Annotated in this window: 21 protein-coding genes; 16 read left to right on the forward strand and 5 right to left on the reverse strand. The window is 35.2% G+C overall.

Annotated features, from left to right (window positions below):
- The first annotated feature begins 298 nt into the window (after positions 1-298).
- The 3 genes from MKY81_RS06490 (at position 299) to MKY81_RS06500 (ending at position 3,789) form a co-directional block, all read left to right on the forward strand.
- Positions 299-2,392 (forward strand): hypothetical protein, encoded by a 2,094-nt coding sequence (locus MKY81_RS06490; protein ID WP_341117168.1) that lies wholly within the window; start codon positions 299-301, stop codon positions 2,390-2,392.
- Positions 2,393-2,396: 4 nt separating this feature from the next.
- Positions 2,397-2,645, forward strand: a complete 249-nt coding sequence (locus MKY81_RS06495) for a hypothetical protein (protein ID WP_108072864.1) — start codon at positions 2,397-2,399, stop codon at positions 2,643-2,645.
- A gap of 307 nt (positions 2,646-2,952) precedes the next feature.
- The gene (locus MKY81_RS06500; RefSeq protein WP_341117170.1) at positions 2,953-3,789 is read left to right on the forward strand and encodes a DNA/RNA non-specific endonuclease; all 837 of its coding nucleotides are present in this window, start codon (positions 2,953-2,955) and stop codon (positions 3,787-3,789) included.
- Positions 3,790-3,836: 47 nt separating this feature from the next.
- Here MKY81_RS06500 and tnpC read toward each other — a convergent pair whose 3' ends face one another.
- From tnpC to tnpA, 3 genes are read right to left on the reverse strand one after another with little or no spacing between them, the layout of a single operon-like run.
- Positions 3,837-5,459 carry an IS66 family transposase gene (tnpC, locus tag MKY81_RS06505; protein WP_373454639.1) on the reverse strand — a complete coding sequence of 541 codons (1,623 nt, stop codon included), beginning with the start codon at positions 5,457-5,459 and terminating at the stop codon, positions 3,837-3,839.
- Positions 5,460-5,506: 47 nt separating this feature from the next.
- Positions 5,507-5,863: an IS66 family insertion sequence element accessory protein TnpB gene (gene tnpB / locus MKY81_RS06510; protein WP_107920684.1), complete on the reverse strand. Its 357-nt coding sequence runs from the start codon at positions 5,861-5,863 to the stop codon at positions 5,507-5,509.
- Positions 5,857-6,180: an IS66 family insertion sequence element accessory protein TnpA gene (gene tnpA / locus MKY81_RS06515; RefSeq protein WP_107920685.1), complete on the reverse strand. Its 324-nt coding sequence runs from the start codon at positions 6,178-6,180 to the stop codon at positions 5,857-5,859. The genes tnpB and tnpA overlap by 7 nt, the downstream gene beginning before the upstream one ends.
- A 156-nt stretch (positions 6,181-6,336) precedes the next feature.
- Here tnpA and MKY81_RS06520 point away from each other — a divergent pair, with 156 nt between their 5' ends.
- The 4 genes from MKY81_RS06520 to MKY81_RS06535 all read left to right on the forward strand — a co-directional run bounded on the left by MKY81_RS06520 (position 6,337) and on the right by MKY81_RS06535 (position 9,214).
- Positions 6,337-6,792, forward strand: coding sequence for an immunity protein YezG family protein (locus MKY81_RS06520; protein WP_107958492.1), 456 nt, complete (start codon positions 6,337-6,339; stop codon positions 6,790-6,792).
- A 680-nt stretch (positions 6,793-7,472) separates the two neighbouring features.
- Positions 7,473-7,916, forward strand: a complete 444-nt coding sequence (locus MKY81_RS06525; RefSeq protein WP_107958490.1) for a toxin-antitoxin system YwqK family antitoxin — start codon at positions 7,473-7,475, stop codon at positions 7,914-7,916.
- A 13-nt stretch (positions 7,917-7,929) separates the two neighbouring features.
- On the forward strand, positions 7,930-8,625 hold the full coding sequence (locus MKY81_RS06530; RefSeq protein WP_107958488.1) for an endonuclease V: 696 nt from the start codon (positions 7,930-7,932) through the stop codon (positions 8,623-8,625).
- Positions 8,626-8,851: 226 nt separating this feature from the next.
- Positions 8,852-9,214: a hypothetical protein gene (locus MKY81_RS06535; RefSeq protein ID WP_107958739.1), complete on the forward strand. Its 363-nt coding sequence runs from the start codon at positions 8,852-8,854 to the stop codon at positions 9,212-9,214.
- A 256-nt stretch (positions 9,215-9,470) separates the two neighbouring features.
- Here the strand turns inward: MKY81_RS06535 and istB (MKY81_RS06540) are convergent, their stop codons facing one another.
- Complete coding sequence (gene istB, locus MKY81_RS06540; RefSeq protein WP_341117174.1) at positions 9,471-10,226, reverse strand: IS21-like element helper ATPase IstB; 756 nt, start codon at positions 10,224-10,226, stop codon at positions 9,471-9,473.
- Positions 10,223-11,743, reverse strand: a complete 1,521-nt coding sequence (gene istA / locus MKY81_RS06545) for an IS21 family transposase (protein ID WP_235993179.1) — start codon at positions 11,741-11,743, stop codon at positions 10,223-10,225. The genes istB (MKY81_RS06540) and istA (MKY81_RS06545) overlap by 4 nt, the downstream gene beginning before the upstream one ends.
- A 374-nt stretch (positions 11,744-12,117) precedes the next feature.
- On the opposite strand from istA (MKY81_RS06545), the gene MKY81_RS06550 reads away from it, so the two are divergent.
- The 9 genes from MKY81_RS06550 to istB (MKY81_RS06590) all read left to right on the forward strand — a co-directional run bounded on the left by MKY81_RS06550 (position 12,118) and on the right by istB (MKY81_RS06590) (position 17,458).
- Positions 12,118-12,330, forward strand: coding sequence for an HNH endonuclease (locus MKY81_RS06550; protein WP_235598408.1), 213 nt, complete (start codon positions 12,118-12,120; stop codon positions 12,328-12,330).
- Positions 12,331-12,461: 131 nt separating this feature from the next.
- The gene (locus tag MKY81_RS06555; protein ID WP_341117177.1) at positions 12,462-12,953 is read left to right on the forward strand and encodes an SMI1/KNR4 family protein; all 492 of its coding nucleotides are present in this window, start codon (positions 12,462-12,464) and stop codon (positions 12,951-12,953) included.
- A 199-nt stretch (positions 12,954-13,152) separates the two neighbouring features.
- The gene (locus MKY81_RS06560; RefSeq protein ID WP_341117179.1) at positions 13,153-13,395 is read left to right on the forward strand and encodes an Imm59 family immunity protein; all 243 of its coding nucleotides are present in this window, start codon (positions 13,153-13,155) and stop codon (positions 13,393-13,395) included.
- Between the two features lie 65 nt (positions 13,396-13,460).
- Positions 13,461-13,712: a hypothetical protein gene (locus MKY81_RS06565; protein ID WP_341117182.1), complete on the forward strand. Its 252-nt coding sequence runs from the start codon at positions 13,461-13,463 to the stop codon at positions 13,710-13,712.
- 62 nt (positions 13,713-13,774) lie between these two features.
- Positions 13,775-14,422: a hypothetical protein gene (locus MKY81_RS06570; protein ID WP_341117184.1), complete on the forward strand. Its 648-nt coding sequence runs from the start codon at positions 13,775-13,777 to the stop codon at positions 14,420-14,422.
- Positions 14,423-14,499: 77 nt separating this feature from the next.
- The gene (locus MKY81_RS06575) at positions 14,500-14,838 is read left to right on the forward strand and encodes a hypothetical protein (protein ID WP_341117186.1); all 339 of its coding nucleotides are present in this window, start codon (positions 14,500-14,502) and stop codon (positions 14,836-14,838) included.
- 40 nt (positions 14,839-14,878) lie between these two features.
- Positions 14,879-15,106, forward strand: coding sequence for a hypothetical protein (locus MKY81_RS06580; protein ID WP_341117188.1), 228 nt, complete (start codon positions 14,879-14,881; stop codon positions 15,104-15,106).
- 181 nt (positions 15,107-15,287) lie between these two features.
- Positions 15,288-16,736 (forward strand): IS21 family transposase, encoded by a 1,449-nt coding sequence (gene istA, locus MKY81_RS06585; RefSeq protein ID WP_108073412.1) that lies wholly within the window; start codon positions 15,288-15,290, stop codon positions 16,734-16,736.
- Positions 16,733-17,458: an IS21-like element helper ATPase IstB gene (istB, locus tag MKY81_RS06590; RefSeq protein WP_107958189.1), complete on the forward strand. Its 726-nt coding sequence runs from the start codon at positions 16,733-16,735 to the stop codon at positions 17,456-17,458. The genes istA (MKY81_RS06585) and istB (MKY81_RS06590) overlap by 4 nt, the downstream gene beginning before the upstream one ends.
- Positions 17,459-17,493: the final 35 nt, after the last annotated feature.

A 17,493-nucleotide genomic window follows, 5' to 3' on the forward strand; every position in this document is an offset into this window, starting at 1 on the left:
TACTTGCAATCCAATGAAAATTAAAAGAAGGTTAAACAAAAGGTCAAAAATTGGTCATTTGCATAGATTCTTTATATATAGGGATGCCAGATGATACTAACATAGCAAAAAAAGGAATGAATTGAACTAATAAATATTATTATGAAAAATGGGAACAAAAAGAGGATGTACAGCTATTAGAAATTAAAATGTTTATTAAATTATAAAAAAGAAATGAATTAAGGATAAATGAAGAAATAAGAACAAAAACGTTATATAAAATATCGGAAGTCCAGTTTATATGAACAGGAGTTTTTTCATGGACGTAAAATATATCCCATCGGATTGGGAAAAGATGAAAGAAGGTATTGGCGATTTAATTGGTTTAGGGCGCTGGGGCAAAGGAATGATTGATGATCTCAAAGACATCACGGACAATCTAGAAGATGCAGAATCAGATATTGCAAGTCTCGATAGCGATGGGGTCATCTCCTTTCATCACACCAGCCAGAAGGACAAATTTCAACACTTATACGAAGACTTTGAAGTATTACATCGATTTACTGGAAAAGTCGGGGACATCGTTGACCGGACGATTGATCAACCATTCTATGAAGATATTGATGCATTTGTCGAGGCGATGAGAGATTTAACTATCTCAAACTATACAACAAAGAATCGGATTGGAGCTACAGAAGTTAAGGTCACCTACGCTGGATACGGACAACAACAGACTTTTGAAGTTCCAAAGACTGAGGTAAGTATCGATGATCTATTCAATGGTGATAATTATTATGCAGAACAAATCAAACTCGAATACGATGCTTGGAAAGAGCTAAATCCCGATCAAGATTTCTCTCAAAAAGAGTATCAACTGGCCGCAGTAAATACACACGCATTTGAATATGATTCAATACGAAACCAGCAGGAAAGCAAAGAATTTTGGGGACAAATTGCCGCTCTCGTCGTTATCGTCGGTGTATCATTGGTCTGTCCACCTGCAGGCATCGCCTTAGGAGCCGCTTATGGCACATTCGAGTTAAGCTCAGCCGTTTCGGGGAAGGACTGGATTTCAGGACGAGAGCTAGGCACCGGAGAACGCGTATTCCGTGGACTATTAAGCCCATTAGATATTATTCCTGGTGTAAGTAGTATCACGAAATTCAGCGGTGCAGTAAAGCTTGCCCACTTAGGTGATATGGGGCAATTCGCCGTTAAAACGGGAATAAAGAGCAGCATCCAAGACAGCGTTACTCATATTGGAAATATGGTCGAAACAGCTGGAAAGGTGTCTGCCACACGACTAAAAAGTGCAGCCTCAGCGATAAAAGATGGCGGAACAGCAATCAAAAATAAAGTAGTAGAAGATACCAAAGATATTGGTAAACTAGTAGGTACCGAAATCAACAATATGACAAATATCATACCCTCACGAAAACTTGGATTAGCTGCAGATGGGATGGGCGACGTTGGGCATGCTCATATTCCTGTGGATGAGGCGAGAGTGGTTGGGAATGAGAAGGGGGATGTTGTTAGTAGGATTGATGGTGGTTCTGTTGGTGGTGGTAAGGGTACGGGTAAAGTCGAAAGTACTTTAGATGCCAAATTGAAAAAGTATGTTTGTGATTCATTTGAAGGTACAGGAAAGGAAGTTCAAGACAATTTCAATAAATATCTTAGAGAAAATGTTTGGTGTGATGAAACGTTATCAAATTCAGAGAAAATTGAAATAATGAGGGAAAATTTCAACAGGTTAACATCGGAACAAAAAATCGACTTTAATGTTTTAAACGATGAGAAGTTTTTAACACATAATAGTGATTACACAAATTGGGGAGATTGGCCACCTGTTAATTGGCCTGAATTTCCAGGGTTAGATAAAACTCAGTCTATTATTTCTATATCAAAAGAGAATACAATACCTGAAAAACTAGATAGAATAGGATCACTTTATGGTAACAATTTTGCAACGATTCCGGAGAGTGGAATTAAACATACAATGGATGAACGTGCGATTTGTTATATTGATAACCCTGCAGCATATCATAAATATACTTTTGAGAGTACTTACTATTTCGATTGTATTGACTGTATTAAAAATAAAGATGTAGATGGGTTGAATAAGATAATTGATGAAATGAATTTTAAAAATAAAGATAGTCATATTGAACGTATTGATGAAAATGATATGATTGATTGGAACTTGCAATATAATAAATTCCAAAATAATTCCCTATTAAAAGCATTGTGTGAGGAAAAAGGATTAGATTCAACATATGGGTTATTAGGTAAGGCGGCCCCTTGGTACGATGAAGGTAAAAATAATTTACTTGCAAATGGCGGGGCTGGTCAGTTAAACACTCCTGTTTCTGGAAATGTATTGAAATATTTAAGGATATTAAGGGAGGAATAACATTTTGACTAGAGTAGAGTATGAAAACTTTTTAGTAATGCAAAACATTGATATAAATAAATTAAATCTAGTTATTGGTGAAAAAAAGGTAATTCCTTATGTAACCGGTTGTTTCAAAGAAGATGGTGTATGGAAAATCTATATGGTAGGAGAACGTCAAGACTTTGATATTGTTAAAGAGGGAACTGAAGAGGAAATATTTAACACCATGCATAGTATCACTAAAAGCAGAGTTAAACACAGTAATAATTAATTCTTAACAATCGATATAAATAAGGGAAGGATTGTAGTGTTTTGATAGCACCCCAAAATTAGACCATAAAATCTATCTTTTGGGGTGTTTTTTTATGGTTCAATATGATGAAGGACTCTTGTAACAAGTTATTGACACATACCTCTCGTTAAGCTCCGTCGTTTCGGGGAAGGACAGGATTTCAGGACGAGAGCTGGGCACAGGAGAACATGTATTCCGTGGACTATTAAGCCCACTAGACATTATCCCTGGAGTAAGCAGTGTCACGAAATTTAGCGGTGCAGTAAAACTTGCTCACGTAGGAGATATGGGGCAATTCACCATTAAAACCGGGATAAAAAGCAGCATTAATGATGGAGTGACCCATATTAGAAATATGGTCGAAACGGCTGGAAAGATGTCCACCACCCGATTAAAAAGTGCAGCTTCAGCGATAAAAGATGTACCAAATAAGCTGAAAAATAAGTTAATTGACGATACAATAGAAGTAGGAAGATTCATAGATTCAGCTATTACACATGGGAAAAATATCATCTCAACCCGACAACGCATGGACTTTGCCATGGATGAATTTGGAAATATGGGGAATGCCCAAAAGCCTGTGGAGAATACGCATGCGGTTGAGAATAAAGTTAGTGCTATGTTGAGTAAGGCTAAAGGAGTTAATGTTGGTAAGGGTACGGTTAAAGGTAGTTCTGGAGTAAATGAAGTCAAAACATTTGTCGACAAAGGGCAACAGTTTACAAATGGTAGAAAAAATAAGTTAAAGCCTAATATTAAATATAAAACTGGAGAGTATGATTACTATTATGAAACAGATAATGTAGGTAGGATTTCTAAATTTGAAACAGAAAATTTACAATTAACAAAGAGAAAAGACAGACTGTCTCACAGCAAAAATACACCAGGTAAAGTAAAAGGTCAAGACCATGCAGGACATTTGGCAGGTGATAGGTTTGGAGGCTCACCTAAAATTGACAATTTGGTATCACAATTGTCCGATGTTAATTTGAAGAAATATAAAAAAGTTGAAGATAAATGGGCTGCCGCTTTAAAAGAAATACCTCCCAAAAAAGTAACAGTTGATGTTGAAATTATTTACTCGGGGGATAATGTGCGTCCGGATAAATTTATAGTTAATTAGTAAGCGTAAAATAATCCCCACCTGTCAACCAGATGGGGATCGAGTTATTATTTAGGTAAGTTTTTAAAATCTATGCAAACGATTGGAAGTGTTGTTGACCAAGGCAGTACTTTATCCAGGGCATTTTTATCTGTCAGATCAATGTTAGGTAACTTCTCAAATAAATAGCGAAGGTAATAATATGGGTTTAGGCCATTTTCCTTTGCTGTTTCCACAATGCTATAAATGATTGCGCTAGCCCTTGCACCTTTCGGTGTATTTGAAAAAAGGAAGTTTTTTCTCCCAATAACAAAGGGCTTTATTGAGCGCTCGCTTCTATTATTATCAATTTCTAATCGTCCATCCTCTAGGAATGCCACTAATTTCTTCCATTGATTGAGACAGTAGGTAATCGCCTGACCTAAAGCGCTTTTTGGTAACACTTTTTGCTTCTGTATTTTTAGCCATGACAAAAAAGCATCCAAGACTGGCTTGCTGCGTTCTAATCGTTTTTCGTATCGTTCCATAGAGGATAACTCCTTTAGGTCGCGCTCAATGCGATATAGTTGGTTACAGTATTGGAGACCTTCCATTGCTGCTACTCCTGATGTCAGACGCTTTGAAGAAGGCAATACTTTTAAAGCCTCATCAAATTTACGTCGAGCATGAGCCATGCAACCGACCAGTTTTACATTAGGTACCTTATGGTACCCGGCGTATCCATCAACCTGTAAATATCCTTTAAACCCTGACAGGAATTTCTCGGCATTTTTGCCTGACCTAGTTTCCTGATAATCGTAAAGGATGATTGAAGGTCCTTCTTTTCCAGTACGGTAGAGCCAGAGATATGATTTTGAGGTGGCTGGCCGACCGGGTTCGTGAAGTACCTGCAGGGTCGATTCGTCCGCATGTAAAATATCCTTTTCCAAAAGAAGTTGATGCATGCGATCATAAAGTGGGCTCAACCACCGGTTGGCCCCGTGAATCATCCAATTGGCAAGGGTTTGGCGTGATAACGGTACCCCCAATCTGGAAAATTGCTTTTCTTGCCGGTATAATGGCAGCCCATCCACATATTTTTGATTCATAATATGTGCCATTAAAGAAGGAGATGCTAAACTACCTGAATGAACCGGTTTAGGCATTGGTGCTGTTACAACCGGAGTTTCAATTTCTTCACGTTCACAATGGCGGCAAGAGTAAATGGACTGAACATGTTTAACAACTTTCAATTCCGCAGGAATGTATTTTAGTTCCTGGCGTACTTGCGTACTCATTTCATGCAGATTTCCACCGCAACACGAACAAACCTGCTCTTCAGGGGATAAACGATATTCAATCGTCTCCACAGGCAAGTTTTCTAACATCAGTTCACGTTGGCCGCGAACTTTGCGGCGCCGTTGATAAGTAATAGATTCCAAAGTAGGTTCCGGCAAATCTGGATTAGCTTCATTTTCTACTTCATTAAAAAGTTCCAATTGATCGGGGTTGGTTTTTTCACTGGAAAAGCCGAATCTATTTTTCTGCAGAAGGCGAAGCTGTTCTTCAGTCCATTTTAATTTGGCCTCTAACGCGCTCTGCTTTTTTAGCTTCGCCTCTAATTCCGCATTTTGTTTCTCCAGCATTTCCAAGCGTTGCAGGAGTTCTTCAATTGTAGGGGTTGGGGTAGTTGAATTCGCTGTCTTTTTCATAAATATATTATACGATAAAATAGGTAAATTCCCTGATTTTTCATTATTTAAATTACTGTTCTTGCTGTTACAACAGGGTGTGCCTGTTTTTGTTCCAATGATAATCCATCTAATAACCACCTTAATTGGCGTGGACTTATTTTCAGAGGACCCGAATTATTATCTGATGGCCAATGAAAATTTCCTCTCTCCAGCCGGCGATAATAAAGCCAAAAACCGTTATGATCCCATTGAAGAATTTTCAACTTGTCTCGCTGCCGGTTACAAAAAACAAATAAACTCGAAGAAAAAAGATCTAACTCGAATTCTTCTTTTACAAGAGCAGCCAATCCATCGATAGATTTCCGTAAATCTGTGACACCTTGTGCGAGGTAGACACGATCAACCGTAACTTCTTTTAGCATACTGATTTCAATGCCTTAACTACTTCCGCCAGTAGTGTTGGATTAAAGCCAGGTTTAACCACGATGGATGCTGAACCAACATTTATATGTAATGTTTCATTCTGTTGCTCAGATTCTTCTAATGTAACCGGAATCCACTTGCTGTTAGAATCTTGGGTTGAATAGAAATTATCGGCTTTATAAAGCCAATACTTTAACTGATGAATACTTATTTCATTGATTTCACACCATTTGGATTGGGTGAGGCCACTCGCTCTGAAAAGAGCGATCCTACGCTCCCATTCCTTACGCAATTCTGGATTATTTCTTTGGGACATAAAAAAACCTCCTCAAACTTTGATTTGAAGAGATTATCTCACAGGTACTATATATGTTAATAGGTGTATTCTATTTGACTCTTACGTTAATTACACTATTGATGGTAAGCCGGGTAGTGCAAAATTTAAAAACCTTTAAAAGGAGTGAAATTTAGTATGAAAGAATTTGAAGATAGATTTAGTGAATTACAAGCAGATATGATATCCATATGTATGGAATATGTTGAAGATAGAGCTGATAAAGTATATGTTTATGCTTCATGTGAGGAAGATATGATATCGAGCAGTTTCTTTTATTTAATTAACAATAAGTATGTTGAGTGCCATAAGGTAAATGATGCATTGGAGAATGGGGAAGAAAGATACGATGTGTCTACAGAAAGACAATTTAAGGTATTAAGTATTATAAATGATGATATCGAAAAAATTGAAGAATTATGTAAAGAATATAAAAGAGACATGCCGACTGAGTTGAAATTAATATATGATGTTAAGAGTGGCGGATTTAAAGCTGAATACAAGTATGAATTAGTACATACAAATGATGATATAAAAACGGCTGATGATTTTGCTGACGAGTGGTTTGAGGAGATAAAAAATAATAACCTCTAAAATAGTTACAGTTAAAGAGATATTTTAATTTGATCTAACAATTCATAAAGGTTGTACCAAAATGAAGCTATAAACCATGTTCTGAAAAGGAAAAAAATATTCATAGGTTTATAAGTTTCTTATTATGAAAGCTTAAAAAGTTGAATTTAGAGCACTTGATTGCCTTTTAGGCGTTAGGTGTTTTGTTTTTATAGGGAATTTTAACTATAACACTACACGAATTGTTTACTTAAAATTCGTAACTCATGAAGTTGTACCATTATTGGCAATGTTTTAATACAAGTAAAGCGGTTTGAAAATAAGATAATTAAAAGAAATACCTTTTAGCAGGAAAAGTTATAATATGCTAACAAAGGTCAGTCTGGAAATAAATTATGGAGAGAGGGTATTAGATGAGTATAATAGAATGGTAATTTGCTGATGAACCGGTTAGTGAAGGTTGTGTAAAAAATTGGTAATTGTTTTAGGTTTTAAATTTCCAAAAGAAATATAAGTTGTGTTGCTATAAATAATGGTGGAAATGTAGAACCTGAACTATTTCATGTAGGAAATAAAGAGAAAGTATTTGGTACACTATTGTCATATGATAAAGGTAATGATGAGTTTATTGTAGATGCTTATAATAGTTACAGGAAAACATATTACAGATGGGTTTGAATTTATTTCGGAGGTTCCAAGGAATGCCAAATGATATTTTAACAAAAGAATATATCATCCAACATGGAGTAGAATTTGAAACAAACTTAGACTTTGGGGGACCATACGAACAAGGCATCGTAGAATATGACCAAAACGATAATGAAAATCTATTTACTGGGCTAGCTTATGATTTATATGATAATGGAAATTTAGAAAGTTATTTTTTTGTTGAAAATGGTGTAAAACAAGGAGCATATGTTGAATTCTATCCAAATGGTAATATCAAAAGAGTTGGAAACATGGATAAAAGCGCATCTGAGGGTGAACAAATTGAGTATTACGAAAATGGCCAATTAAAATCCATAACGAACCGAATTGCTGGAAGGGCAATGACTTATAAAAGGTTTGATGAACAAGGGGTTTTAATTGATGAAAAGATAGAACCTACTGAATCTGATTTAATTTATGCAAAAAAGTTTGGATAGGGATAGAAAATAGATGAATAAAGATTTTGAAGAAAAATATATATCGATCCAGAAACAGCTTTTACCTCAAGTTTCTTTACAGAATACTTTTTCATATGAAATGATTCATTTAATCGCAGGAGTGGATATTGCTTATTGGTCTGAAAATGATATTGATCATGGAGTTTGTTGTATCGTTGCATTTGATTTTTTAACAAAAAAAGTTGTTGAACAAGTAAAATATACGGGGGAAATTGAAACTCCATATATACCAGGATTTTTGGCTTTTCGCGAACTACCATTAATTTTGGAGACGGTAAAAAGGTTGAAAAGTAGTCCAGATATTTATATGTTTGATGGAAATGGTTACCTACATTATCGACATATGGGGATTGCAACTCATGCTTCGTTTTATTTGGAAAAACCAACAATCGGAGTGGCAAAGAATTATTTAAAAATTAAAGATGTGGACTTTATCATGCCAGATAATCAAGTGGGTGCATATAACGATATTGTTATAGACAATGAGGTTTACGGACGTGTGCTTCGGTCAAGAAAAGATGTCAAGCCTATATTTGTTTCTTGTGGGAATTGGATTGATTTGGACACAGCAACTGCATTAACAATGCATTTTGTAGAAAAAAATAGCCGCTTGCCAGCTCCGACCAGATATGCTGATATTGCAACACATGAAGCAAGAAAAAATTTAAAAATAAAGAAATGCAAGTAATAGAAGTACTAATAGTCTTAAGGTAAAATAATTACATCTCATTATTTGATTCAAATTATTTTTGTTTTTTAAAAACGATACTGAAATGGTTGTGAAGTATAAGAAAGACTTAGCAATATATAGTTGCTAAGTCTTTCTTATACTTTTATTGAACAAATTGTAATCCCAACAAACGCCCAAACATTAGAAATGAGTGGGTTATACCAAAATAATAAGGGGGAAGTTTATGGAAAAGGGAACTTTTGCAAAATATACAAATAAAATCTATAGGGTTAGTAATATTGATGGGGATTGTATAAGATTAGTCAGTGAAGATCAAGCAGATTTGAACAATGGGTTTAAAGAAAAAGTTTATCCTAGCAACCATAAAGATAGCATTAACTTACCCAGGATATATATCAAGGAAATTAAGAAAGCAGAGATTGATGAAATTTATGAAGTTGATTACAAAGCAAAGTACAAAGGGAATATATTTAATTTGAGTTTTAAAGAGATGGATCACAATTCAGACTTGGAACAAATAATGCGGAACTTGCAAAGCAAAATGGATTTGAACGAACCGATAAATACTACTATGAGAAAACCGTAAATCAGGATGAAATTGAAGTTTTAAAATTTATTAAAAAACTATAATGTTGAGAAAATCTGTTATTGATAGATAAATGATGTTTTTAGACAAACTGACTTTGCTAGGTTGTTTTTGTCAATAATAAATTGAGCCAAAGCGATCACTTCAAAAGTGAGCCACTCTTGGAATAAGCACTCCTATATATGGGAGAAGATGGGTGTTTAGGTTTCTTGCCCCGGGAGAGGGGCAAGAAACCTAAACACCTCGCACGTTACTCCTACTCTTCATTTTCTTTTTGCTTTAAACTTTGGCGGAATCGATATGATTCTCCATTAAGCAAAAGAATGTGTGAGCGGTGAGTAAGCCGGTCAAGTAAAGCTGCGGTCATTTTTTCATCTCCAAAAATGTTCGTCCATTCTGTAAATTCAAGATTCGTCGTAATGATAACACTTGCACGTTCATAACAGCTTGAAAAGAACTGAAATAATAGCTCTGCTCCCGTTTTAGAGAAGGGGATGTAACCGAGCTCATCCACGATGATCACATCGTTTTTGAGCCACTTCTTCTCAAACGCCCCAAGTTTATGCTCTTCCTTAGCTATGAGTAGCTCTTCTACCAACTCGGCAGCTGTAATGAATTTTGTTTTGTAACCATTTTGGATCATAGCGATTCCAAGGCCCGTGGCCAAATGGGTTTTTCCTGTTCCACTGTTTCCTAAAAAAATTATATTCTCTTTTTTCTCGACAATTTCACCTTTTGCAAGAGTAAGAAATCGGTTTCGATTTAAACTTGGCATTAAAGAAAAGTCATAGGTATCTAATGTTTTATGGACTGGAAATGCAGCTTGTTTCAGCCTTCTTTGCCTTTGATTTTCCTCTCGTGCCTGGACTTCTATTTCAAGTAATGCCAGTAAATATTCTTCGTATTGCAGATTTCTTTCTTCTGCTTCTCTTGCAAGAGAACGATATTGCTTGGCGATGGTAGGCATTCTTAGTTGTTTTGTTAAATGATCTAAAAGTATCTCTGTTGTCATTTCATCTGACCTCCCGTTAATTGTCCATACTGGGCAATATTTGCCTTTTGAATCTTATAGTCCAGTAGATTTACCGGCGTTTTCTCCTTAGATAGATCCTGGATTTTTAAGCAGTTATTTGAGAGCCTTTGAATGATTTCATGTACGACTTCGTACCGATAGATCTGTGCTTGTTCAGCTTCAAGTAAGGCTTGAGTCAACTTTTCCATTCCTATCTCCCGATGAAGGAGGAGAAGTCGGATAAATTTGCGATCACCCGAGGCTCCTTCATGTTCTCTCATCTTTCGATGAAAACGCCTGAACACATCCGGAATATCAGACGATTGGAATGCATGGGCATCCCGAATTGCTCGAGGCTTTTTCAATAATGCCTCAAGGTAATGATCCAGGTTTGTGATCATTTGGTTTCGTTCATAAGAACGAGGATGTTCTGCGATCACTTGATTTTGAGCCACAACGCTCACACGATCGACAAAAATTTTGACCCATACACCTTGGCCAACATAGCTACAAGGGATAGAATACTGATTTGTCTCTACAGTAATTAAAGATGTCTTGTTAACCTGGCAGGAAACCAGCCTGCAAGCTTCAAATTTCTTTTCCGGAAGTGGGTGCAGATATTCTTTTTCCTTTTCCCACATTTGCGCCACTTTTTCATTGGTGTGGGGGACCGTTTTCTGTTCGGCATCCTTTAAGCACCATTTCAAAAGGTGGTCATTTAATTCATCCAATGATTGGACTTCGGGTAACGGGACAAGGGCATTTCTTCTTACATACCCAACTGTTCCTTCTATGCGGCCTTTTTCATTTCCAGACCGGACATTACAAAATTCTGCCTTGAACAAGTAGTGAGCTTGTAAAGCTAGGAATGCCTCCTGTTCCAAGCGATCTCTACCTTGGAGTATTTTTACTACAGCTGTTTTTAAGTTATCAAAAAGCCCTTCTGTTGGTACACCACCAAAGAACTCAAACGCATGGACAAAGCCATCTAAGAAAGCCTCTTGTTTCTCATGAAGGTATGCGCGTGCAAATCGTACTCGACTTGCCGAAAGCTGCATACAAAAGAGGTAAATTCGTTGTGTTCGACCCTGTAGAATAATATCCGCCTCTCCCCAGTCGAATTGGAATTGGTGGCCGAGTTGAAAATCAAGAGGGATAAAGACATCCTGTAGTTTTTTCCTGCGTTTGGCAACAACCTTACGGATATTTGATTCGGAGCCTTTAAAATTATATTCATCTTGCAATCTACGAAATATTCGAGCTGCAGTATGTTTTTGTTTTCCCCAACGTTTGAGATCATCTTCAAGCCACTGATCTATTATTGGCAAGACTCTCCTTGTTTCATCAGAGTATTCTCTTCCGATATAGCTATTTTGCCGATTTATAGTTGTGGGAGCTTCATTCTGTTTAAGATATTTACTAACGGTATTTCTCGAAATCCCCAATTTTTGGGCAATCTGTCGCTGTGACAGCCCTTCTACCTCATGTAAGAATTTGATATTATAAAATTGAGCCATGTTGATCATCCTTTTTTCCTCTCTCTATATTAAAAGTTTGGTCACTTTCAATCTTAAGAGAGGATTTGTTAATTGGAAATCAAGTGGCTTATTTTTTTTGTGATCGAACCATTGAAATGTGGCTCAATTTTAATTTATCAAATACACTAATTCTTTAAAGCTAGACTTAATCAGACACCTGCATTCCGCATTAGAGAATCCAAAAGTTGAATTTGGGGGAATAAAGTGGTGAATCTAAGTCATACTTAAGCCCCCACCGGACCAATTAAAACTATATGCTTGGAGGAAAAGGTTCTAAAGGAAATGCTGCTAGAAGTTATAATTTTGGCTAAGCAAATGAAAAATTAGCAGATCAACTTAATAATTCCCCAGAATTGGCACATCAATTTGGAATGGAGTCTGGTGGAATTAGAGCAAAAGACATAGAAAAATACCGAGTAAAAAACAATTTAACATGGCATGAGTTAAATGATGGAGTAACTATGCAACTTGTGCCAACAGAAATAAACGCCAAATTTGGACATCTTGGTGGTGTTGAAAAGATAAACGCAGGCGCCTTTGAACCTGGGGGATTTGCAAATAAATAGTACGAGGAGAATTGAAAATGGCAATAAATGATGAAGTTTTTGAAGGCGGTTAAAAAAATCAAGTTTCTTATTTCAAAAGTCCATGAAGCAAATCAGCTAGGTGGAAATAAATTATGGGGAGAGGGTATTAGATGAGAAAAGATTTAGAGTGGGAATATGCTGATTTAGAAGTATCAGAAAATAAGATTAAAGAAGTTGGATTACAATTAGGCTTCAATTTACCTCAAGATTATATTAATTGTGTAAAAAAGAATGGAGGTGCGAGTGTTTTTCCTGAGGAATTTAATGTAGGCAATGCAGAGCGATGCTTTGGTAGTTTATTTAGCTTTGATGAGGAAAGTAGTGAGTATATTGTTAAAAAGTATGAAATATACAAACCTACCCTTCCGCAAAAGGTCTTCCCTATTGCAAACGATCCAGCTGGAAATTTAATTTGCTTCGATTATAAAAATAATAAAGAAAACCCAATAGTAGTTTTTTGGGAGCATGAAAATGCAGTAGAAAAAGAAATGTTGATGCGTGAAGAGGGATTAACAGAAGACCAGGCTGAAGAACGTGCTAGAGAAAATGTATTTTACGTTGCGGCAACATTTACGGAATTTCTTGATAAGTTACATGACTAATAAATCTCCTGATGAAAAGAGAGTAAGCAGATGCGAAATTACATCTTTAAAAGGAAATGGCAAGGCTTAAATGAATTAATTAAAGAAGTCCAAGAATTACTATGAAAATCTGACATTGATCTGATTTTGGGTCTTGAGAACTTTGTTTGACCTTCGAATATTTAAAGGTCGATATCCTTTCAGTAAGGAGAAAAAACAAATGACAAAACAGGAAGCAAAGGAAATAATCAGGAAAGAGATGTTAAAACGTTACAATTGGTTTGATGAACATCCATTAAGAGAAAATGAAGTAGGCATTAGAGTTGATGATGATTATTGGGTAGTATATGTAACTGATGAAAGAGCTAGTATCGTTAGGGGATCTATTACAAAATTTAGCAATGAAAGTGATGCTTTAGACAATTTCATAAAAAGATTACAAACAGATAAAATACTATTTTAGTTTAAAGTGGTTTTGGTTTCTATTTGGGCATGATAGAAGTTTTATTCTAAGCTAGGAGGTTTAGTATGAACATAGAAGATGCTAAGAAAATAATTCAAAATGAAGAATTAGAAAATTATTGTCTTTTTTGTAATGAGACTTCTAATGTTGGAGTGGTAGTTATAGAAAAAGGAGATCGTGAATGGAGAGTATATACTAATGATGAGAGAGTAGCAAAAACAGGGAAGAAAAGTTACAAAGAAGAATGTGAGGCTTTAATGGATTTTATTGAAAGGTTACGAGGTGACAAAGCAATAAGAAAGTACCTTAAAAGATAAAAAATGCCAAGCATAAAAGATGTACTCCTAGAATTTGAGAGAATACACAAGGATGATAAATTATGAATATAGAGCAAGTATCAAATTTATTAAATGAAGATGGTATCGTTACTATTAATACTAAAAATTCACTTGAGGAATTTAGGAATCAGGATGAAAATTACTACAAATTAGAGTTTAATGGACATCTATGGGAATTTATGTTTGTTGCTTGTGAAAAAAATAGTGATGGAAATAAAAAAGTATTAAAAGTCTTTAGTTATGAAGCAAGTGCAAGCAAATATTATTACTTATTTGAACTTTCAAAGCACTATTTTAATAAATATATTTTTCCTTTTGAATCGAAAAATAAAGATATTAATATTGGAGAAATCGATTGTGAAATAGGGAATCTAAAAGAAGCTTTTAATAGATTAAACATTGATGATAATTATTTTAGTTTCGATGGTGTTAAAAAGGAACATAGTATTTTTTTGAATATAATAAATAACAAAGAAAGTAATGTGAAATTTATAGGAGAGAATAATAAAGAAATATTTGAAACACCCGTTATGGACAATTGGTTAACCTTCTATTCAATGTATAAATTTGTCTATTATTTATATCTGCTTGATAAAAAATCCAATCTATTACAAAAAGAAAAAGGGATTAATTGTGAGTTTACTGATCAGGATTACAATGTTTTTTTTCATAAAGAACAAGTAGATTAATAAAAATAATATTAAAAATCAAGTTTAAGGTGGAAATAAAAATCATGTGGAGATGTATTAGATAAGGAGGCATTATAATGTTGCCAGTGCAGTTTAAAATTGATAATTTAAAAAGATTATTTTGTAAACTCATAGAAATATTAGAATCAAATAACACTGGTGAGATTGATTATCAAATATCAAATGTTAAATACATCATTCAACTTTTGAATAAAACCATTAAAGATGGCTATATTGATTCCGATAATGTAATAAATGAAATTAAATCTATTCATAAAAAACTTTATCCTCCAAGAGGCGGTTTGTCTGATTTCTTTATATGGAGAAGTGATTTTGATGAACGTGTGAAGGCCAATGAACTCTTTGAAGAAATTAGTGATGAGTTATGGAAAATACTACAGCAAGAAAAAAATTAAAAATTGATTGTACATATAGTACTCAGAAGGATTGTAAATTATGAATAAAAATGAATTATTACAATTACTAATTAATTCTAATGTACCACAAGATTTATATAGCTTAAAAGGTGGATTACCTAATGAAGCATTGTGCTTAAACGAAGAAAATGGTCAGTGGGAAGTATACTATTGTGAACGTGGTATAAAATCACAAATAAAAAAATTTGGATCAGAAGATAATGCTTGTGAATATTTTTATAAAGAAATTCAAGACCTACTAAATTAATAGAATAGTAATTTAATCGTTCGGTTAAAATACTTGTGTATGGCAAAATAAAAGTGCAGAGTTATGAAAAGTAAAAGTACATAACGTTGCACTTTATTTTTTATACAAAAAAAGACTTGCCAGCCATCCAATATTTCTCTACTGTAATTGTGTCGAAGCAATACAGTGGAGGTTGAAAGGAATGCTAGCAATGTCTGAAGTTAATTGTATCAAATTATTACGAAATCGAAAATCACTATCTATAAATGAAATTTCAAAAACGTTGGGGATTAATTGGAGAACTGCAAAGAAATATGCAGATGACGATCAAGTCCCCAAAGAAATGGTTAAAAAGAAAAGTGGAATGATGTATGAGGAAAATTGGGGGGAGATAGTTTCCGACTGGCTAGGAGAAGATGAAAAGTTAAAGAAAAAATTAAGAAGGACTAATAAAAAGATTTTTAATGATCTTGTAAAAATGGGGTTCACGGGGTCCTATCGAACCCTCTGTTATTTCATCGCTGACTGGCGTGAAGGTAAAGATCGCATAGAAGAAAGGGATAAGAATTCGGAACGTTTGGATCATCCGCCAGCTGAGGCACAAGTTGATTTTGGAATAACTGAGGCCGTGAAGGATGGGAAGTATATTGATGTTCATTGTCTTCTGATGACACTTCCTTATAGTAATGCAGCTTACTGTATACCATTGCCAGGCGAAAATCAAGAATGCTTTTTACATGGGCTCAAAGCGATGTTTAATCAACTTGGTGGAGTACCTAAGAAAGTTCGGATTGATAATTTAAAGGCAGCAGTTATTCAGCCGAGGGGAAGAAATCAAGAGGCAACGTTCACAGACGAATTCCTCCAATTTGCAAGTCACTACGGTTTTGAACCGCAGGTTTGTAATCCAAGAAGTGGGCATGAGAAAGGAAATGTGGAAAATAAAGTAGGTTATATTCGGTACAACTTTGTAACACCATCACCTGTAATAAATAACCTTGAGCATTTGTCTCAAATCCTAGAAGAACATTTAACCAAGGACCGTGAGCGTGTTCATTATGAAAAGCATGTCCCCATTCGAAAATTACTAGAGGAGGAACATCAATATCTTTTAGCCTTACCCGATGAAGATTATCCTGTATTTAAAGAGGAACTGATGCAAGCAAATAAGTATGGGGAAATAGTAATTGATAAAACTAAAGTACATATCCCCAAGGGATATAACTATGGTCAATTGCACGTTATAAAGTATTGGGACAAATTTAAAGTTATTTCACCTTATGGAGAAATCCTGCATGCAGAATATCGACCTTACATGAATAAAAGTCGCAAAATTCCTTGGTCGTCTATTCTTAAATCTTGGTTACATAAGCCGCGGGTTGTAACCTATTCACGTTATTCACCTTATCTACCAGGTCGAATCTATGAATATATTAATATCAGTAATTTGTCGATAAGAAAAAAAAGACTGAAATGGTTAATTAGCCTACTAGCTAATCATGAAATGGGAGAAATCAATGATCGATTTTACGAGTTATTGAATGATCAAACGGAAGAAATGTATGAACCCGATTCTCATCCCTATGATGTCAATTGGGCAATGTATGACGAACTTCAATCCCCTTCTCGCGAAGGGAGTGATAAGGTTTGAATTCTGAACTAAAAAGGATTTGTAAAACTCTTCGCCTCGCCTATGTAGCAGACATAGTTGATACTATCCCATTTGAGAACCCCGAGCAGTATCTAGAAAGTCTATTACATAGAGAGCTACAACTACGTGAGGAAGCAAAGGCTGAACGTTTAATTAAAAAAGCACGGTTTCTTAGCAAGAAAACTTTAGAGGCATTTCAATGGAGTGAACAGGTTCGTTTCCCTCCCCACATAGATGCGAAAGAGCTATGTGAACTACATTTTATAAATCAACATGAGAATGTCATTTTAACTGGTTCTCCTGGCACTGGGAAAACCTTATTAGCTACAGGGTTAGGGCGTAAGGCCTGTCAAAATGGCTACGAAGTTCGTTTCTATCGTGTGTCTGATTTAGTCGATACACTAGAAAGAGTATGGAAAGAAGGAAAGTTACAGCAATTTCGAAATAAGTTCAAAAAAGTAGATCTCATAATACTCGATGAAATGGGATATATCCCGTTCAGCAAAGATGGGGCTGAGTTATTATTTCAATTAATATCCGACTGGTATGAACAAAAAAGTTTAATCATCACATCGAACCTTGAATTTAGCCAATGGAATCGTATTTTTGTCGATTCCAGGCTAACGGCAGCATTAGTCGATCGAGTTATTCATCACGCACATATTTTAAGTTTTACAGGAGATAGTTACAGAGTTACACACGCACTTTCACGACAAAAATAATTACTAAAATTAGGCTGGCAAGCTTATGTATTTTT

The sequence above is a fragment of the Heyndrickxia sp. FSL W8-0423 genome, assembly GCF_038009395.1.
Taxonomy (GTDB): domain Bacteria; phylum Bacillota; class Bacilli; order Bacillales; family Bacillaceae_C; genus Heyndrickxia; species Heyndrickxia sporothermodurans.

Coding starts and splice junctions, on each gene's coding strand:
- MKY81_RS06535 (WP_107958739.1), top strand. CDS start 8,852: ATGGAAAAGGGAACTTTTGCAAAATATACAAATAAAATCTATAGGGTT.
- MKY81_RS06500 (WP_341117170.1), top strand. CDS start 2,953: ATGGGGCAATTCACCATTAAAACCGGGATAAAAAGCAGCATTAATGAT.
- MKY81_RS06555 (WP_341117177.1), top strand. CDS start 12,462: ATGAGAAAAGATTTAGAGTGGGAATATGCTGATTTAGAAGTATCAGAA.
- MKY81_RS06560 (WP_341117179.1), top strand. CDS start 13,153: ATGACAAAACAGGAAGCAAAGGAAATAATCAGGAAAGAGATGTTAAAA.
- MKY81_RS06525 (WP_107958490.1), top strand. CDS start 7,473: ATGCCAAATGATATTTTAACAAAAGAATATATCATCCAACATGGAGTA.
- istA (WP_235993179.1), bottom strand. CDS start 11,743: ATGGCTCAATTTTATAATATCAAATTCTTACATGAGGTAGAAGGGCTG.
- istA (WP_108073412.1), top strand. CDS start 15,288: ATGCTAGCAATGTCTGAAGTTAATTGTATCAAATTATTACGAAATCGA.
- MKY81_RS06570 (WP_341117184.1), top strand. CDS start 13,775: ATGAATATAGAGCAAGTATCAAATTTATTAAATGAAGATGGTATCGTT.
- MKY81_RS06575 (WP_341117186.1), top strand. CDS start 14,500: ATGTTGCCAGTGCAGTTTAAAATTGATAATTTAAAAAGATTATTTTGT.
- tnpA (WP_107920685.1), bottom strand. CDS start 6,180: ATGTCCCAAAGAAATAATCCAGAATTGCGTAAGGAATGGGAGCGTAGG.
- istB (WP_341117174.1), bottom strand. CDS start 10,226: ATGACAACAGAGATACTTTTAGATCATTTAACAAAACAACTAAGAATG.
- MKY81_RS06520 (WP_107958492.1), top strand. CDS start 6,337: ATGAAAGAATTTGAAGATAGATTTAGTGAATTACAAGCAGATATGATA.
- tnpB (WP_107920684.1), bottom strand. CDS start 5,863: ATGCTAAAAGAAGTTACGGTTGATCGTGTCTACCTCGCACAAGGTGTC.
- MKY81_RS06565 (WP_341117182.1), top strand. CDS start 13,461: ATGAACATAGAAGATGCTAAGAAAATAATTCAAAATGAAGAATTAGAA.
- tnpC (WP_373454639.1), bottom strand. CDS start 5,459: ATGAAAAAGACAGCGAATTCAACTACCCCAACCCCTACAATTGAAGAA.
- MKY81_RS06490 (WP_341117168.1), top strand. CDS start 299: ATGGACGTAAAATATATCCCATCGGATTGGGAAAAGATGAAAGAAGGT.
- MKY81_RS06580 (WP_341117188.1), top strand. CDS start 14,879: ATGAATAAAAATGAATTATTACAATTACTAATTAATTCTAATGTACCA.
- MKY81_RS06530 (WP_107958488.1), top strand. CDS start 7,930: ATGAATAAAGATTTTGAAGAAAAATATATATCGATCCAGAAACAGCTT.